Genomic DNA, 12906 nt, shown 5'->3' with positions numbered 1-12906 from the left:
CCTCCCCTAAAACTAATTTTTTCTGCCGCCGTCCATTAGTTACATGGAGTTGGCTGTGGTGCTTTTTTCGGAGGCACCGGGGCGGGGGATGTTTGATTAATTTTTTTGTTTTTCGTTCAACCATTTGATCCAAATTTTTTTATCGATATGCCGCAGCTTGATGTCACCATGTGACTGGCTGGCAATCCGTTCTTCAATCTGCGTTTTGCGATAATGTTCCTTGCGGCTCAGCAGCCAAAGGTTGTTTGGATCAAAAGGATCTTTACAAAGCCTTCGTGGCACGATGTGGTCAACAATGTAGTCATGGTCAGCTAACACTCGACCAGTCGCACCATCGATCATCATATCTCTAATCTTGATGAAGTCGCGTGTCTTCGCCCAACGATTAGATTGGTAGAAAACATTGGCTTCAGGATCACGTTGTTCAGCATTGTACTTACGATAACGGTTCTTGTTGTACTGCTGATATGCCTTGCTTTGCTTAAACCGTTTCAGAGCAGCGAGTCGTTCTTGCTGATGTTCTGCTTCATGCTTGGGACAATAGTCATGTCCAGGACGACACAAAACATGACAACCACGTTTCCAACATTCATGTGTCCTCATGACTTAACCTCAATGATGTTGTACTGAGATACATACTGCTGGATAGCATCGGCTGGCCGTGTTGAGTAACCGATTGGCGGATCCAGCAGATAAGTTGGATCGCCATGCCAATCACTATCATCCCCGATGGTTCGTGCCACGCTAAATGGATGCTGCCCTTGCTCCCGCAGTTCTTCAATCTTATCCTTGAGCGCTTGCTGGCTATGAATCTTATAGACGTTGATTCGTTGCATGTAAATCACTCCACTAAAAAAGGCGACAGCCATAAGCTATCGCCTCATTACTTTTCGACACTATCAATATAACACGGAAGTTGACCCCGCTAGTGCCAAATTAGTGCCAACTTTCAATCTTTATTTTGTAGTCGTTCATTAATCATCCCCTGCAGCTCTTTTAAATCTTCCTCGCTCGCTAGGTCACGGACATACTTTCGCGCATATGATCGATAGCGATAGAGCCGCTTTTTATCAGGATTCTTCTTTGACCATTTATTAGTAGCCTTCATCTGGGCTTTGCTAGTCTTCATAATTTTACCTTCTCGTCTGATATGATATACTAGATATGCAAAAGGCCAAGAGGTAGTAGCTCTTGACCCATTGCGTTCCGGAAATTGATTTTGCTAGCTAATCGCTACTTGCGATTGGCTTTTTTTATTATCGCATAAGCTCTCGCGAAATTAATCGCGGCTATGGACAACAGCCATATCGTCAGAGCGATAACCAGGCATCCTCGCTTTCCGGCAAACTTGTATTTCCATCCGATCATCCCCTTTCCGGATTCAGGGAATCACTTCCGGAACGCTGTAGTCGTTCAGGCGTCCCTTACTTAACTACACTTATATTATAAGTTATTAACTCATATGATGCAAGCCTTTTAGGGAAATAATGAAATAAAACCCCAAGGTTAAGCCGACTCCAAAGTATAGACGTTAATCATTCTGTTCGTGTTTAACAATTGATGGATACTCATAGTTCATCTTTAATAGCATCTCACAAAATTGCAAAATGGTTTGCGCTTCCACTTTAGTATTTATTTTTATTTCGTGCGTTGATGTATTCCCATATTTCCTAATTTCATCAACCCATTCATTGCTGCGAATACTTACGTATCCTTTTTCTTTCAAATAAGTTACATAGTATTGAAAGCTCTTTCCAGTGTCAGCACCAAAATCAACACCAACATGCATTAACAGAGTTCGGCAAAGCAAAACAACACCTGTATAAGCATTTGCTGCATATGAACTTCGCGCTTCTTCATAAATAGAATTAACATTATCAGGAACGTTTTTAACAGGAGCGCCAAATCTGCTACCAGGCACCTGAATGTCTTCGTATAAAAAAGTTGGCATATGGCAATTTGTGCAAACATAGACACCATAATTACCCTTTTGAGGTCGTGTGCTATAGTCACCTTGTTCAGTAATTGGCATTCCTTTTTCGCTAGAAACTAAAGCACCACAATAACCACATACATATTTAGCAGACATTATACTTTCAGCCTTCCATTTAACATCATTTGGTTCATCATATAAATCTTTAATCATCAAATATTCACCTCATCACAATAATACAAAAGTCCAGCACTTCCTGCCAGACTTCGTAAGTGAATATATGATGTAGTTTAACGTCATTTCGGACAAAGCTGAGAGCCGGAGTTGAACCGGACTTCATGCGATGATTAAACTCTCGTGGTTTGTCGAGCTTCTATCAAGGCCCTAGCCGTAGGACGTCAGCTATGCGGACCACCACCTGTGACATGGTGCCTGCAAAGCGAGCACTGGGGATCGAACCCAATCAGCAGCATACGTACAATTGTTATCTGTTCCGATCAAAGGAGTTTCTCGTGTCAAGAAAGGCTGCTGGTACCATACACTCGCATAATAACGATTTTTGGGGGATGATATTAATCTGGATCGTACATCCCCAGCTTGTGAGCTAGGCGACTGATGAAGTCATGGCGCAAACGGAATGCTGTCCGATTAGATACTGCTAGCTGCTTTTCAGCGATAACGCCTGATAGCGATAAGTGCTTGCGATTATAGAAGTAGTAATCTTCAATCAAGACTTGAGTTAGCTGATCACTCTCATCCAAGCAATCAGCGATGGCTCTCTTCTGTCGCTTTAAAGCATTGATGCGCTCATCCTCGTCAATCGTGATGAGCATGTCTAAAATAGGATTACGTCGCTTGTTCTCCGCTCTGCCGCCACCCACATTTTCATCGCGCTCATAAACCGGATGCTTTAAATCGTCCAACCGTTGGGCAATATAACGGTCAAGTTTGGGATAATCCCGCAAAATATCTTCTACCCGTAAAATCGTTGATTTCCTCATCATTACGCCCCTCACTCGCTGTGGTATACTTAGCTTATTGGATTGTTAAGCACTTCAGCCGAGCTGGGGTGTTTTTTTATTTGTTAGCTTTTTCAACCGGATTAATTGGTCCATATGCGATTACCTTGCCATTACAGTCGTTAGCTATATCAATGGCTAAGGATAGGTCCGTATATTGCTTTGCCCAAGCAGCCTTCTTTGTAAATTCAAATTGATCACTAGGATAGTGATGATCCATTAAAAATAATGATCTAACTTTAATAACATAGTAAATCTCATCATTAGCCGCTGCTATTGGAAATTGCTGTAATTGATTATTGACTTCCCTTAAAGAATCACGCAAATTTAATCTTATTCTTCGGGCTTTAAAACAGCCAATAACATTTAGCACTGTTGCAATACACATTAATCCAAATACTATCCAGTATATCCAAGTTTGCATTATTTTCTCCTTTTTAAATGGTATGTAGGGTCTGGATTAAACTGGTAATTGGCGAAATCGCATGACCGATATCGCTAATACCCGTCTTGAAACAATAAGCAGCACACATAACCATTCCACATAGGATCATTGGCAAACAGAATACAAAGAAAAATGAATCATCAAGCACCCTATAATCCTTATCATTTGTGCGCTGGATAATAAAGCGGACCGCCTTCAATACAATGACTCCGATGACAACGGCACCAATTAAATACATTAAGCCTTCAATTGATTGTTGCCATTGATATTGGATTATGGTGCGATGTAGAAAAGCTGGTGCATGACTTAATGTCCCATTCAGCATCTTCAAAAGAATTGAAATCTCTTTATCCATTACTTAACCGCCTTTCTTTGATGTTCCTCAGCATGACGCTTCATGCGGCGCAGTTTCTTCTTGACCTGCGACCGCTTTTTCTTTTTGCGACGCTTACTCATCAGCCATCCCCACCTTTGTTTTTAACCCAGCCTTAGCAGCTTGATACCGGTATCGTAAAGCAAATTCATAAAGTGCTTGCCTTTTTAAATCTTTATACCTGGAAATGCTGTAGCCCAGACGAATAGCTACATTTTTATCCATGATTTCATCTAAATAACACAACGTTAAAATATGTCGGTTCATATTCGAACAATTTTCAATTGCATGTTTAACACAGTTAATCACTTTCTCAGCTTCCACAATATCAAGGAAGCGTTTCTCAGTAGAATTTCCAGAGTAAACAGAATTGGATATTTTTACACAAGGGCCACTTTTAAGATCTGCCCGCTGTTCTCCTGTTAAAGCTAAATAATCCGACAATTTTGTTTTCATAAAAGAACGAGCGCCTTTAATAATGACGTTTTTGTCACTCATTCGTTACCTTCCAAAGTCTTCACTACCAGCCACGATATGGTCACCATCACCGGAAAGGTCGCCCAGGCAGCCCAGAAGGGTGAGAAAAGCGATAGCACCATCCAGATCAGCACTACTGCGATAAGCAGTAAAAAATCACTTACCTGCATTTTCCGGCCCACCTCCTGTATCCTCGATATTTGGTGCCTCGATACGGTGGAAGGTTAAAAATCATCATTTCTGTTTCCATCCAATTTTGAAAATGAATTCGATCATGATAAAACCTGTCATATAATTTCATATCCTGCTGCCAAGCAACCATTCTGGGATGTTTCTTTCGCTGCCTACTCATCACTTGATTCTCCTAACTTGCGTCCGCATTCAGGGCAGTAATCAATATAGATTAACCAATCTACACGTCCCTCTTTGTTGTACATAATTTCTGCATACTTCTCGTTTTTACCCTCCACACATCAACAAATGTCTTGGATGATTGGGGATGGCTGGAAGTAAATCCAGCATCCCATGACAGTACGGGCAGTTCTTCTGTTGTTTAGTTAATGTCATTATTTAAACCTCGTTTGATTTCTATCCGAGTATGGAGTGGTTTATCGCTATCAATCACAGGTGCTTTCATTTTTTCGATGCTGTCTGCCATGATAGGAAGCTGCCGTTTTAGCTGATTTACCTCATCTTCTGTCCAAATTGTTCTTGGATTCTTATAATCGCGTGCTAACTGAAAGGGCGTTGTATCGTTAGGAAACTCCGACTTCATTAACCAATACTCTGTGTCGCGTGTGCCAGGGATTAAGCCCAGATATAACCGGTATTTCTTCTCCGGGGCCCGTTGTTTAACAGGAGTCTTTAAATACTCATCAAGTAAGTCTTCAATAGTCTTGCATTCTTCATCAGTCCAAATACTGCTTGAACTGAAGTTATCAACCCTCAGCCAACCAATCGCATTTGTTTTGAAATGAATTCGTGCGCCCACATCACTCTGATCGCCAATGCTAATTTCCGTCGGACATTCAACCATATTTGTAACTTTTAACTGAATAAACGGTAAATTTTGCAGTTTATTAATTAGTTCTTGCGTTTTCATCTGGCACCCCTACTCACTAATCTCTTTTATGGCACATCTGACTTCATGGCAACCTCATCCCCGTCGTCCATGATCATGTCCGCTGTCTGCTTAATCTTATTCAGCCCTTGAATGCGCCAGTGGTGGCCGTGCCAGTAGACTACTGACATAGCTTCCAATCGCATTCGCGCTTTAGCATAATTCATAATTGATCAACCCATTCATGTATGTCATACATTTTTGCTAACTCCTCCGTGTGCTGCATTCGATGTACTTCACTAAACGCTAAAAAGTTGTCAGTATCATTGCGGATAAAGTAAACATCTTTGGCCTTTCGGCTCAAGTGAATCACCATGAACAATGGCACCATTCATCCCCCGAATCGCCATGTGGTTCTTGTCCGGAGTAACGCCGTGCCAATTCTTTCTTGCTGACTTTGGCACTTAGCCGATAGAAGTGCAGTGAAACCATCAATGGCTCATCCAACGGTTCGCCCTTGTATTGGTTACGTGCCAACATCCCCAACTGACCTTTAAAAATCTTGACATCTTTGCGATCGTAAAGATAAGTTTTACCTTTGCGGTGTTTCATCTTGATTCCCATGCTAGTAACCGCACGGGCCATCTTTGCCGGGATGTGCCGCGCACGTGGTCGAGCCTGCGGTACTGGCGGAATATCAAACGTTAGCTTAATCATTACGCCAATACCGGTTTGAGGGCCCGATCCAATTTGACCTGTGCCCCCCCATTGGCGATTTTGCTAATCTCAAAATTAATTGCTTGTTTAGCCATTAGTTCTCACTCTCTTTTCCGTGTTGTTCACGATATTTTTCAATGTCTCGTTGCATTTTTGCTGTGCCGTTAATCGCATCGGCCATTGTGTAACCCTCCATGCCCCAATGCGCAGTATCAAAACCCAAGAACTGCTGATCTGGATATTCATTGAGTGAACCTCCGAAGGTCAAACCACCAGGAGCTTCAATCTCACTGTCATAGCGTTCATAATCTTCCGCATCAATGCCGTCAGTTGGCAATACTTCAACGTAGCCTGTATACCAGTCCAATGACATTGACAGATGCAACGCCATTTCATCCGGATCAGGAGTTCGGTGACGCACCACAATCTGCCGCCCATTAACCGTTGCTGTGTAACAAGTCCGCCAAGCCATTCTTGTCTCTCCCCTCATCACGTTTCTGCTGTACTCGTTGTTCTTCTTGATCTGCCTGTTCTTCCTGATGCTTTTTATGTTTTTCTCGCAACCGAGCCAGCAGGCGCTGCGTTTCCGCAAGTTGTTCCGGAGTGGCTTTCTCATTCGCAGCAGGTTGACTATCATCCCCGTAATGATCGTTGTTGCCTTCCTGATCCTGTTGCGGATGTTGATCCTTTGCCCAGTCCGGCAGCTTCTCAACTCGCTTGGTACGACTGTAATGCCGTGATTGCCTACCCTTCATTTCCCGGTCGACTTGCTGGCGATGAGCCTCAGCTTTCTGTTCAGCTTCTTCGACCGTTGACACCCCTTCTTGGCGGTAACGGTCAAAGGCTTTCCGTAGCCAGCTGTTAGCTCCTTGCGATGAAACGTTGCGCCGCAGCGCAAACTCAATCGTCCAAGCAACCAAATCGTCCCCGAACTCATGGACCCAATCAGTCAGGTCCTGGGTTGCGATAGCGTTTGGCCATCCCCAGTTTTGTTCCCAGAGACCAAACGAACGCAGATTGTCTGGTTGTGGTTCGTCAGATTTTTTGTCGCGCGCGTCCGGATACTCATTACCAGTACCTAATACTCTATCTGTATTACTATCTTGTATTACTTTAGATGTATTACTCTCTTTTAACGATCCGAAATACCCCCCTTTCGGATCAGAAATAGGGGTCTCACCGGATTCGACATACCCCTCTTTCGGATTAGAAATAGGGGTATTTCCTTTACGAACCACCTGAATCACACGGCCCAAGTATTGCTTGCCTTTCTTGTTGTAGTGAAGTTCCAAGTAACCCCGATCAGCCAGACTCTTGATAATACGCGATATCCAACTCTCTGAAACGTCAAGGAAGTCAGCAAAGTGTTTATTGCTGGCATAGCAACCCTTTTTGGACTGGAGACTATCAATTTCCGTGATTAGTAGCAGTTCCATTGGTTTGAGGTTCTCATCCAGCCAAAATTCAGCAGGAATGAAGACGCCTTTGAAGGCTCGTTTCTCATTACCGATAATTCTTCGCATGGTCTACACTCCTTACTTAGTAGCCGTTGTAGCCTTGATAATTGTTATCCTGCGGCGGCTGGTTGCCGTATCCGCCATTTGGTGCATTGTTGTAGCCTTGTTGGCCGTTATAGCTTTGATTGCCTTGCTGAGGTCCACCATGATACTGATCATTCTGGTGATAGTTAGGCTGCCCCTGCGGACCACCTTGCTGGGGATGATTATTCCCTTGCCGATTCTTTGGTGCCGGCTCATCAAACCAGAAACGCTGTACAGCACAGGTATTGTAGTAAGTAGTATTGCCATTCTGATCCTGCCCCTGACTGGTTACCCAGCGGCCATGAACGATGATCTTGCTGCCTTTGTGGAGGTATTGGTTCATCATGCCGACAGTCTTGCCAAAAGCCATGCAGTTGATGAAATCTGCATCACGGTTGCCTTGTTGGTCCTTTCGATCAGCGTCGCAAGCTAAAGTAAACCGCAGCATCGGGGTATTATTCTGGGTCCGCGTTGGCTTTAATTCCTTTGTGATGCGGCCCTGAATCATGACACTATTCAGCATCCCCGATCACCCCCATATCCTTGTAAACCAGATCAATCATGGTCATGATGTTATTTTGCGGCTGATATAAGGGCTTAACCATGTCATTAGGTGTCAACATGATTTGGTGCCAAACCTCTCGTAGGCAGGCACGATAGCATTTAATTCGTAAGTATTGATCGTGTATCATCGTAGAATCTCCTGTTTGTGTGATATACTGGTTACGTAGAATTTTTTGTTTTGGTGCTAACTGCGACCGGCAGTTAGCGCTTTTTTTGTGTCTTGATATCAGTGGTTAAAGTCATGATGAACCAAATAATTAACACGACTATTCCACCACATGCCTGACAGAAATTACCGGTGTGCAATCCCCAAGCGATGATTGCGGTCCAGGCAACTCCAAACAAACTAAGCGTTGTGTACACTGTGTTCACCCCTCTCATCTTCCAACTGACGCAGTCGTTGCTCGTGCTGGGCCAGTGTGATGATAGCCGCTATAAGTAAGCAGCCAACGATTACGCCCATGACAATGGCGATGTAAAACATGAGGCATCCTCCTCCCATACAAAAACTCTTTGGCGGCATACCAATCGCTAGGTGGTAAGTTGTTCCGTAGGATGTTCTTAGTTACCACACCGCCGAATACTCGACTGTTGCTATAAGTGACAACTTCTTCGTTTAGCCAATTAACACCGTTCTGTCTGCGAAATCCTTTCAATACAGATACACCTCCGCTGGGTTCTTAGCCTTCCAGTTAATGTGGTTTGGATGCTTGTCGATCCAGTGCAATAGTTTCGGGTCGATGGCCCACGCATGACCTCTGCCACGATCAGCGCCGCCTTTATCGACGTACTTCTGAAACTTGGGTGCCTCAAGTAGCACCTCACGAATCCAATTATCATTTTTCCGACGCGGCAACTTCTTCCTAAACTCCGGGGTTGTTAGCCACCGGGTTATCTCCGGATGAGTGATAGCTTCTTGCTGTTGATGTTTGCTAATCAGCTTCTCGACATATGGTTGAAGTTGAACTGCAATCTTCGTTAATTCGTCATCGCTTAAATTTAATTCCACCGGTTATACCTCCTACCTGTTGATTTGTCGTGTCTGATAATATTTATGCTTTGATATAATCTCATTGAGGTGAAAACTAATTATGAACACACATCTGATAATTTCTTTTTTCTTGAAGTACTGGAGCCCAATCGTCGCCACTTTAGCTTTTCTGTTGTCCGTGTATTCTGGGGTCAATACTTGGATTACTAAACATGCCAAACCACTTTTCCATATTAATTGGATACATAAAATTTCTAGCCAATACAACATTTCATTAGAGATATACAACCCATCTTCAAAACCGATTTCTTTACGAAAAGCAAACATCACAATTAACAGAAAAATTAAGTTCAAAGCCATAAGCTACCCGTTAATTCTTTCTTCTCAAGAACCTGAACATCATTTAAAAGATAAGAAGTCATATCAGTTAGCCACATTCACTGACCCAGCTAAGGTATGTTGGTCTACAGGATTTCCAGTCAATATAAATCCTTTTACAAGTAGGAATATTATTTTGCCTTTTCAATCTGTAGATATCGACTTGGAAAAACTGAAACCTGGACAATGTGAACTAATCCTTAAGTACAACAAGCGAAGTAAAAAAACGATTGAGTTATCAGTTAAAGAATTACTAATCAACGAACAAGAATATACTCGACGCACTTATGCGCTAATGTCGTAAGTACTCATACCAGTAACACCACGCGTAGAAACCCCACAACAAACTTGTAATGAAAACTGATACAACGAATGCTACGATATGTGGATGGTCCCAAATCCAATCATCTATTACATTCCATATGTCTTCTAAAAGGTGTCGCAAGCTTTTAAGTAATTGTTTTATAAAATTCATTTCCATATTCTCTAATCAAGGTCGCACATATTAGTGGGCCGATCGGGAATTATAAGAATCGTTTGCTCTCTTTCCAAATTGACCTCAACTTGGACCTCTTTAGCAAGATCAATATTTACAACGCCGTCAGAAAATTTTAATGTCTTCATTGATTAATCTCCTAAGAACTTATTAATAAAGTATGTTTGTCCTTTACCGGTTACTTTTGTAGTAATTTGAACCGTTGTATGGCCATCAGCATGAGTAACAGCAGTTTCCTTAGTCGTAAATAATCCCAAATCCATCGCATATTGAGTGGGAACATTCCGATTGCTACCACGCTTGCCGAGATAACCGTTATCACGCAACCATTTAAATAAGCGATTCTGGCCTGTATCAACACCATTTTGACGTAAAATTTTAGCCAACTGCCCAACAAGAATACTTGTGTGGCTAGTGGTAACAGCATCAGCAAATATAGCTTTTGGTTTCATCGTGTTATTTTCTGCCTGAAGTTTCTTCCTTTTCTCCTGTTCATCTTTCAGCTGGGTTGCCAAATTGATAATTGTGTCTGGATTTAGCAATGCCCTCTCAATTGTTTGAGGTGTCATGTAAGCACCATGCTTACGGATGGCTGGTAAAACTTCGCTTGTTACCCAGCGTTTAAATTCTTTTGATTGTGGAAGTTTACTGCTAAGAATCAATGCATAAAGTCCTGATTCGTTGATTACCTGTAGGCTTTGTATCCCACCAGGGGTCTCCATTTTGGCGACCCCTTTATCTTCGTCATCAACGTGCTTACGAATTTACCAATCGTGACCCATTCAGTTCCGGCTTGTTCCAAAAGTACTGGTACAAAGGAATGCATTACGACATTACCGGGTGGCAAAAAAGACGTAAACAGCAAACCCAAGAGCAATTAAAGGCAGTGGAACGTGAAGAACCAAAAGGAGAAAAAATATTAAAAAGATTGAAAAGACTATTATCATCTACAAACCCCTTGTAGTCCTTAAAACCTGTTCTCTTTAATAACATCTGGCATAGGCCCTCTAAAGGGGCCTTTTTTGATTACTACCCAATCAGTAGCAACTAAGTCACGATATTGTGGATTCCACATCCCACTGATCCGTTGACCATCAGCAAACATTGAAATGCCTGAATGACGGTCAGTAACTAGATAAAAGTTGTCGTCAGTTAAGTCGGAGCGCTGGGCAATTTTGCCACCTTCGCCAGCTAGCTTACATGCTTCGTAGATATTCAAGTTCTCACCCCCTAGCTAACTTTCTTCTTTGCTATACTTGATTCAGATCCTCGTGAAAGGAGGTGAATCTTATGACAAGTGAAGAATTTGAACAACGTTTTCAAAAAATTTACAATCAAACTCTAGACATCGTTGACAATAAAGAAAACGTCGAAAAAGTTCTCAATTCTTACGGTGTGAAAAAAGGCGATGACCCAGTTCGCGTAGCAATGATAATGGGTCGTGCTTATACCGATACGCTGGTACATAATCTTCTAAAAGAATTTTTAGTTGATGGCGATGAACAGCATCAGGAATAATGATTTTTAAGGCTTGCAGACTACTGGCGGTAGTTTGTAAGCTTTTTTCTTTTACGCTCATGTCCTCATCCCCCTAACTAGCTTTCTTCTTTTGTCTTTTTTCTTTTATTTTACGAATTAATTCGTATTTATTGCCCAAAAAAATAAGATCCTTATCCACTTGATACAGAAATACTAATTTATTCAGCAATGAAATTGGAATATCTGCACTATTGTTTTCATATTTAGACAACGTCTGATAGGAAATACCTGCATATGATGCCGCTTGGCGAAGTGTTAAGCCAGCATTTTTACGACATGCTTCTAAGCTGAACATATTCTTCATGGTTTACCTCCTTTCTATTCATACCGAATTATATTACGAATTAATACGTATTTCAATACAAATGTCGAATATACTTGAAAAAAATATGAGTTAATGTGAAAATAATATTGTAATTAAGAAAGGAGATCCCCGTTATGGCACGATCTGGTCTTACTCCGCAGGACGAGAAGTATAAAAAGGTTATTGCAAATAGGCTTAATCGACTACTTCTATCACACGGGAAAAAACAAGTAGACATTCATAAAACAACACACATTCCCAGTAGTACATTAACTGGGTATTTTAAAGGACGCACACTACCTACACCAGGAAATGTACAAAAATTAGCTGATTTCTTCAACGTAAAAAAATCAGAAATCGATCCTCGTTTTGCACCAACGGATGTAAAAGCTCACACTTCAAATATCTTTTATCCACAAAGTAAAAACCTACATCACATCCCCATCGTCGGCGAGATTGCCTGTGGTGACCCGATCACCGCTGAAGAGAACATCGAAGGCTATACCGAGCAGGTCTTTGATGGCCACGTTCCTGATGGCACCCTCTTTGCCCTGCGTTGCAAAGGTCACAGCATGGAACCAACCATACCCGATGGCTCGTTGGTAATTATCCACCAACAATCAGAAGTTGAGAATGGTGAGATTGCTGCCGTCTTGGTTGATGGTGACACGGAGGCTACCCTCAAACGCATCAAGTATCTGGACAAGTTAGTCATGCTGATGCCCGAGAACCAACAATACGACCCGATTGTCCTTGATAAAGAACATCCGGGCCGTATCATCGGTAAAGCAATTAGTTATTCTGCTAATTTGTAGTTGGCTATGTTTACAAATTTAAATGGTGTTTAGGCTTTGGGCTATTAATAGCTTCTTCTAGCAAATATCTTAATTTACTAGGATCACTGTAATCAACTACCGCTCGTTCCCGAGCCTTTTCAAACGAAATATCTTGTTCTGCCTGTAATAAAGTTACGTGCAGATTAATGGTTTGCCAATAGTCTAATCTCTCAAGAAAGGAGTTGATAACATTCGTTCTTTTAAACATATACTCTGGCCTCCTCATTGTGGAA

The 12906-nt window shown here is 42.0% G+C and carries 24 protein-coding genes and 1 pseudogene; 3 read left to right on the top strand and 22 right to left on the bottom strand.

Going from position 1 to position 12906, the window contains the following annotated elements; all coding sequences use genetic code 11:
- Window positions 1–96: 96 nt before the first annotated feature.
- The 17 genes from Q0E49_RS00205 to Q0E49_RS00125 form a co-directional block, all read right to left on the bottom strand.
- Window positions 97–603 carry an HNH endonuclease signature motif containing protein gene (locus tag Q0E49_RS00205; protein ID WP_295745392.1) on the bottom strand — a complete coding sequence of 169 codons (507 nt, stop codon included), beginning with the start codon at window positions 601–603 and terminating at the stop codon, window positions 97–99.
- Window positions 600–869, bottom strand: a complete 270-nt coding sequence (locus Q0E49_RS00200) for a hypothetical protein (RefSeq protein WP_295745389.1) — start codon at window positions 867–869, stop codon at window positions 600–602. The genes Q0E49_RS00205 and Q0E49_RS00200 overlap by 4 nt, the downstream gene beginning before the upstream one ends.
- Before the next feature lie 80 nt (window positions 870–949).
- On the bottom strand, window positions 950–1129 hold the full coding sequence (locus tag Q0E49_RS00195) for a hypothetical protein (protein WP_295745386.1): 180 nt from the start codon (window positions 1127–1129) through the stop codon (window positions 950–952).
- 402 nt (window positions 1130–1531) lie between these two features.
- Window positions 1532–2146 (bottom strand): DUF4145 domain-containing protein, encoded by a 615-nt coding sequence (locus Q0E49_RS00190; RefSeq protein WP_295745383.1) that lies wholly within the window; start codon window positions 2144–2146, stop codon window positions 1532–1534.
- Between the two features lie 359 nt (window positions 2147–2505).
- Window positions 2506–2937 (bottom strand): transcriptional regulator, encoded by a 432-nt coding sequence (locus tag Q0E49_RS00185; RefSeq protein ID WP_295745381.1) that lies wholly within the window; start codon window positions 2935–2937, stop codon window positions 2506–2508.
- A gap of 73 nt (window positions 2938–3010) precedes the next feature.
- Entirely contained in the window at window positions 3011–3376 is a 366-nt protein-coding gene (locus tag Q0E49_RS00180) for a hypothetical protein (protein ID WP_295745379.1), read from the bottom strand.
- A gap of 13 nt (window positions 3377–3389) precedes the next feature.
- On the bottom strand, window positions 3390–3752 hold the full coding sequence (locus Q0E49_RS00175; RefSeq protein WP_295745376.1) for a hypothetical protein: 363 nt from the start codon (window positions 3750–3752) through the stop codon (window positions 3390–3392).
- A 93-nt stretch (window positions 3753–3845) separates the two neighbouring features.
- The gene (locus tag Q0E49_RS00170; protein ID WP_295745374.1) at window positions 3846–4268 is read right to left on the bottom strand and encodes an ArpU family phage packaging/lysis transcriptional regulator; all 423 of its coding nucleotides are present in this window, start codon (window positions 4266–4268) and stop codon (window positions 3846–3848) included.
- On the bottom strand, window positions 4265–4417 hold the full coding sequence (locus Q0E49_RS00165) for a hypothetical protein (RefSeq protein WP_295745371.1): 153 nt from the start codon (window positions 4415–4417) through the stop codon (window positions 4265–4267). The genes Q0E49_RS00170 and Q0E49_RS00165 overlap by 4 nt, the downstream gene beginning before the upstream one ends.
- Window positions 4418–4800: 383 nt before the next feature.
- Window positions 4801–5349 (bottom strand): hypothetical protein, encoded by a 549-nt coding sequence (locus tag Q0E49_RS00160; RefSeq protein ID WP_295745370.1) that lies wholly within the window; start codon window positions 5347–5349, stop codon window positions 4801–4803.
- Window positions 5350–5375: 26 nt separating this feature from the next.
- Entirely contained in the window at window positions 5376–5513 is a 138-nt protein-coding gene (locus tag Q0E49_RS00155; protein WP_295745368.1) for a hypothetical protein, read from the bottom strand.
- Between the two features lie 163 nt (window positions 5514–5676).
- Window positions 5677–6024, bottom strand: coding sequence for a RusA family crossover junction endodeoxyribonuclease (locus tag Q0E49_RS00150; RefSeq protein WP_295745365.1), 348 nt, complete (start codon window positions 6022–6024; stop codon window positions 5677–5679).
- A 94-nt stretch (window positions 6025–6118) separates the two neighbouring features.
- Window positions 6119–6496: a hypothetical protein gene (locus Q0E49_RS00145; RefSeq protein WP_295745362.1), complete on the bottom strand. Its 378-nt coding sequence runs from the start codon at window positions 6494–6496 to the stop codon at window positions 6119–6121.
- Window positions 6462–7547: a helix-turn-helix domain-containing protein gene (locus Q0E49_RS00140; RefSeq protein WP_295745360.1), complete on the bottom strand. Its 1086-nt coding sequence runs from the start codon at window positions 7545–7547 to the stop codon at window positions 6462–6464. The genes Q0E49_RS00145 and Q0E49_RS00140 overlap by 35 nt, the downstream gene beginning before the upstream one ends.
- 16 nt (window positions 7548–7563) lie before the next feature.
- The gene (locus tag Q0E49_RS00135; RefSeq protein ID WP_295745358.1) at window positions 7564–8088 is read right to left on the bottom strand and encodes a single-stranded DNA-binding protein; all 525 of its coding nucleotides are present in this window, start codon (window positions 8086–8088) and stop codon (window positions 7564–7566) included.
- Window positions 8078–8257, bottom strand: a complete 180-nt coding sequence (locus Q0E49_RS00130; protein WP_295745355.1) for a hypothetical protein — start codon at window positions 8255–8257, stop codon at window positions 8078–8080. The genes Q0E49_RS00135 and Q0E49_RS00130 overlap by 11 nt, the downstream gene beginning before the upstream one ends.
- A gap of 524 nt (window positions 8258–8781) precedes the next feature.
- Window positions 8782–9138 carry a hypothetical protein gene (locus tag Q0E49_RS00125; protein WP_295745352.1) on the bottom strand — a complete coding sequence of 119 codons (357 nt, stop codon included), beginning with the start codon at window positions 9136–9138 and terminating at the stop codon, window positions 8782–8784.
- Window positions 9139–9220: 82 nt separating this feature from the next.
- Between Q0E49_RS00125 and Q0E49_RS00120 the strand changes: the two genes are divergently transcribed.
- Entirely contained in the window at window positions 9221–9802 is a 582-nt protein-coding gene (locus Q0E49_RS00120) for a hypothetical protein (protein ID WP_295745349.1), read from the top strand.
- 182 nt (window positions 9803–9984) lie between these two features.
- Here the strand turns inward: Q0E49_RS00120 and Q0E49_RS00115 are convergent, their stop codons facing one another.
- The 3 genes and pseudogenes from Q0E49_RS00115 to Q0E49_RS00105 form a co-directional block, all read right to left on the bottom strand.
- Entirely contained in the window at window positions 9985–10122 is a 138-nt protein-coding gene (locus Q0E49_RS00115) for a hypothetical protein (protein WP_295745346.1), read from the bottom strand.
- A 3-nt stretch (window positions 10123–10125) separates the two neighbouring features.
- A pseudogene (locus Q0E49_RS00110) lies at window positions 10126–10749 on the bottom strand (phage antirepressor KilAC domain-containing protein); the annotation flags it as partial.
- Between the two features lie 212 nt (window positions 10750–10961).
- A complete protein-coding gene (locus tag Q0E49_RS00105) occupies window positions 10962–11213 on the bottom strand; it encodes a hypothetical protein (RefSeq protein ID WP_295745343.1) in 252 nt (83 codons plus the stop codon).
- A 71-nt stretch (window positions 11214–11284) separates the two neighbouring features.
- On the opposite strand from Q0E49_RS00105, the gene Q0E49_RS00100 reads away from it, so the two are divergent.
- Window positions 11285–11512 (top strand): hypothetical protein, encoded by a 228-nt coding sequence (locus Q0E49_RS00100; protein ID WP_295745340.1) that lies wholly within the window; start codon window positions 11285–11287, stop codon window positions 11510–11512.
- 73 nt (window positions 11513–11585) lie between these two features.
- On the opposite strand, the gene Q0E49_RS00095 is transcribed toward Q0E49_RS00100, so the two are convergent.
- Window positions 11586–11837: a helix-turn-helix transcriptional regulator gene (locus tag Q0E49_RS00095; protein ID WP_295745336.1), complete on the bottom strand. Its 252-nt coding sequence runs from the start codon at window positions 11835–11837 to the stop codon at window positions 11586–11588.
- A gap of 134 nt (window positions 11838–11971) precedes the next feature.
- Between Q0E49_RS00095 and Q0E49_RS00090 the strand changes: the two genes are divergently transcribed.
- Window positions 11972–12652 (top strand): XRE family transcriptional regulator, encoded by a 681-nt coding sequence (locus Q0E49_RS00090; protein ID WP_295745334.1) that lies wholly within the window; start codon window positions 11972–11974, stop codon window positions 12650–12652.
- Between the two features lie 10 nt (window positions 12653–12662).
- Here the strand turns inward: Q0E49_RS00090 and Q0E49_RS00085 are convergent, their stop codons facing one another.
- On the bottom strand, window positions 12663–12881 hold the full coding sequence (locus Q0E49_RS00085) for a hypothetical protein (RefSeq protein WP_295745331.1): 219 nt from the start codon (window positions 12879–12881) through the stop codon (window positions 12663–12665).
- Between the last annotated feature and the right edge of the window lie 25 nt (window positions 12882–12906).

It is taken from the genome of uncultured Limosilactobacillus sp. (genome assembly GCF_934202235.1).
Taxonomy (GTDB): Bacteria; Bacillota; Bacilli; order Lactobacillales; family Lactobacillaceae; genus Limosilactobacillus.
This window is presented reverse-complemented; position numbering and strand designations above follow the sequence as displayed.